Annotated in this window: 3 protein-coding genes and 1 tRNA gene; 1 reads left to right on the forward strand and 3 read right to left on the reverse strand. The window is 45.1% G+C overall.

Annotated elements, in window-relative coordinates; genetic code table 11:
* Positions 1 to 24: 24 nt before the first annotated feature.
* The 3 genes from rluF to TW84_RS23895 all read right to left on the reverse strand — a co-directional run bounded on the left by rluF (position 25) and on the right by TW84_RS23895 (position 2,067).
* Complete coding sequence (gene rluF, locus TW84_RS23660; protein WP_045978054.1) at positions 25 to 1,059, reverse strand: 23S rRNA pseudouridine(2604) synthase RluF; 1,035 nt, start codon at positions 1,057 to 1,059, stop codon at positions 25 to 27.
* 128 nt (positions 1,060 to 1,187) lie between these two features.
* Positions 1,188 to 1,769: a DNA endonuclease SmrA gene (smrA, locus tag TW84_RS23665; RefSeq protein ID WP_045978055.1), complete on the reverse strand. Its 582-nt coding sequence runs from the start codon at positions 1,767 to 1,769 to the stop codon at positions 1,188 to 1,190.
* A gap of 157 nt (positions 1,770 to 1,926) precedes the next feature.
* Positions 1,927 to 2,067, reverse strand: coding sequence for a DUF3149 domain-containing protein (locus TW84_RS23895; RefSeq protein WP_006959603.1), 141 nt, complete (start codon positions 2,065 to 2,067; stop codon positions 1,927 to 1,929).
* Positions 2,068 to 2,411: 344 nt separating this feature from the next.
* Here TW84_RS23895 and TW84_RS23675 point away from each other — a divergent pair.
* Positions 2,412 to 2,488, forward strand: a tRNA-Pro gene (locus TW84_RS23675).
* The last annotated feature ends 398 nt before the right edge of the window (positions 2,489 to 2,886 follow it).

A 2,886-nucleotide genomic window follows, 5' to 3' on the forward strand; every position in this document is an offset into this window, starting at 1 on the left:
CTCTCCAGCTCTCCAGCTCTTTGCTTACTTCTTCAAACTTAACGTACCGCCTGTACGAGGCTTGTTTGATGGTCGCTGAGCGGGCTTATCTGACTTTGGCTTGTAGACACTTTTACCTTTATTGGTGGCCGGCTTAGATTTGGAATCTGGTTTTCCTCCACGCCCTTTTTTAGAATTAGGGGCATGGCGAAATTCTTCGGCATTTTTGCCTTTGAAGGTTCGCTGCTTTTGATTACGGCGAGCTTTCGATTCCTGATTTTCTTCACGGCTATCAAATAGCTTGGCGTCAGTCGCTTTGCGAATGTTACGACCGCGTGCATCCACTTTAGAAGCGTCTTCCGTTCCACTCGATGATTCACACATTGCGAGAATTTCTTCGATCTCATTGTCGCTTAGATAGCGCCATTGACCGTTCGGGATCCCATCCAGGGTGATATTCATAATACGAACACGACGAAGCTTGAAGACTTCGTAACCAAGAGCTTCGCACATGCGGCGGATCTGTCGGTTCAGGCCCTGAGTGAGGACAATGCGGAAAGAAAACTTCGTTTCTTTACTGACTTTACATGGCAGTGTCGTGGTATCGAGGATATCCACACCCGAGCCCATTTTTTTGATGAACTGTTCGGTAATCGGTTTATCGACACGGACCACATACTCTTTCTCGTGATTATTGCCAGCGCGAAGTATCTTGTTGACAATATCACCGTCATTGGTCAGAAAGATCAAACCATCAGATGGTTTGTCTAGACGACCGATAGGAAAGATACGCTTCTTGTGGCCAATGAAATCAACAATGTTGCCGGGAATATCACGTTCAGTGGTACAGGTGATGCCTGTAGGCTTATTCAAAGCAATGTAGATAGGTTTATCTGTTGCTGCGTTGATAGGTTTACCATCAACGCAAACGTCGTCGCCCGGCAGAACTTTAGTGCCCATTTCAGGGACTTTACTATTGATCGTGACACGACCTTGCTCAATTAGGCGGTCGGCTTCGCGGCGTGAGCAAAAGCCTGTTTCACTGATGAATTTGTTTAAGCGTTTGGCATCTTGTGACATGTTGTTCTCTCTAACGTTTCACAACGGCATTAATCTAAAAATGAAAAAGCAGCCCGTTCGGCTGCCCAGATATTCTAGCACTGTTATGCTATCTGAGTAAGTTTAATCTTACTCAGCAGAGCAAGTGTTTAACCAAGGCGTTTTTGATGTCGTTCTCGATTCTCGAGTTTCTTATCCGAGCTTTTGCGCAGCATGACATAAACGGCGCCAGTGCCACCATGAAAGCGCTGTGAGCTATGAACGCATTGTACGTCTCGAATTTGCTCCAACCATTGTTTCACATAGCTTTTCATTAGTGCAGGTGGGTTAGATTTTTCACCACGGCCGTGGACGATGACAACCGTTCTAATATCCATTGATATGCACTGTTTGAGAAATTTAACCACTTCATCCCGAGCTTGTTTCAAGGTAAGGCGGTGCAAGTCAAGACGAGCTTGGATAGGGTACTTTCCCAAGCGCAACTTTCTGTAGACGCCTTCCTGAACACCATCTCGCTTAAACTCGATGATATCTTCGGGTTTGAGCATAGGGGCATGATCTACTGACAAATATTCTGGGTCATCTTCAGTTAACCAGATAGCGGCTTCTCGTTTGGCAAGTTGTGCTTCAGTGACTTTATGGTGTTTTTTGTGTTCGGTTGTATCTTGTTGGATGGGTGTGACGTCGCCCATCATTTCTTTGAACAAAGCAAAATCATCATCGTGAGACATAACAGCATCTCAGAGTAGGGAATCAGTAACCTTATTATACCTATAGCAGCCAATAATGGTGCACAGATTTAGGCCACTGAAAATAAAAAACCGAAGTAGACAAAGGATCTACTTCGGTGCATAGCGATACTCTATTCGAAAAATAGGGCTAAGCGATCTAGTGAGGAGATTTGTCGTTCATTACTTTGTAAATGAAGTAACCGCCGTAAAAAAGCATCAGACCTAAAGCTCCAAAGATGACTAGCATCGAAGATAGCCCAACTGCATTACCAAACAGGAGATTCAGCCAAAAGTCCATGTTTCCTCCAAATCCAAAATAGTGATGACATGGATTAAAGTAATAGCTGGTCGCAATACAAGTACTGATCTGGATCAATTGTATGGTTTTAGTTGCGTATTTGTTTCTTGCGCTGTGTTTTTGCTCACATTTTGTGGCCCGTTGATTATGTTTTAGGCAAATAAGCCTAATTGCAAAAAAACTTAGGGAAATGGCTTGCGTTCAAATTTAGAATCCGTAATATACGCCCTCGTTGAAGGGCAATCAGCTCGAAGAATAGCGCAATTTGATAGCGCATATCGAGTTTTTGGAATAGCGGACCAGAGGGCGACCCTCGATTGACGTGAATTTCAAAGCCAAAATTTCGGTGAATAGCGCAGCTTGGTAGCGCATCTGGTTTGGGACCAGAGGGTCGGGGGTTCGAATCCCTCTTCACCGACCATATATAGAAAAAGGCTCTGCAGAAATGCAGAGCCTTTTTCGCATTTCGAGGTAGAGATTCGAACCACGATGGGTTCGCCTGATGTTAAAAGAATATCTCTTCACCGACCATATTAAGAAAGCCTGCTTTATAGCAGGCTTTCGTCGTTTTAGAGCATAGGAAATAGGATTAGAACCCGAGTGGGGGTTCGTCTGAAATTAGAATCTGGCTCTTCACTGACCATATATAGAAAAAGGCTCTGCAGAAATGCAGAGCCTTTTTCGTCTCTAGGAACGGGCTACGCCCTATGGAAAGCGGGATCGGACTTCGTCCTGCGAGATGTGAGAACGGACTGCGTCCTATGGAGAACGGGAGCGCTTCGCTTTTGGAAAGCGGGAGCGGGCTTCGCCCTTCGAGAG

This window comes from Vibrio neptunius (assembly GCF_000967495.1).
In the GTDB taxonomy this organism is placed as follows: Bacteria; Pseudomonadota; Gammaproteobacteria; order Enterobacterales; family Vibrionaceae; genus Vibrio; species Vibrio neptunius.

Coding starts and splice junctions, on each gene's coding strand:
- rluF (WP_045978054.1), bottom strand. CDS start 1,059: ATGTCACAAGATGCCAAACGCTTAAACAAATTCATCAGTGAAACAGGC.
- TW84_RS23895 (WP_006959603.1), bottom strand. CDS start 2,067: ATGGACTTTTGGCTGAATCTCCTGTTTGGTAATGCAGTTGGGCTATCT.
- smrA (WP_045978055.1), bottom strand. CDS start 1,769: ATGTCTCACGATGATGATTTTGCTTTGTTCAAAGAAATGATGGGCGAC.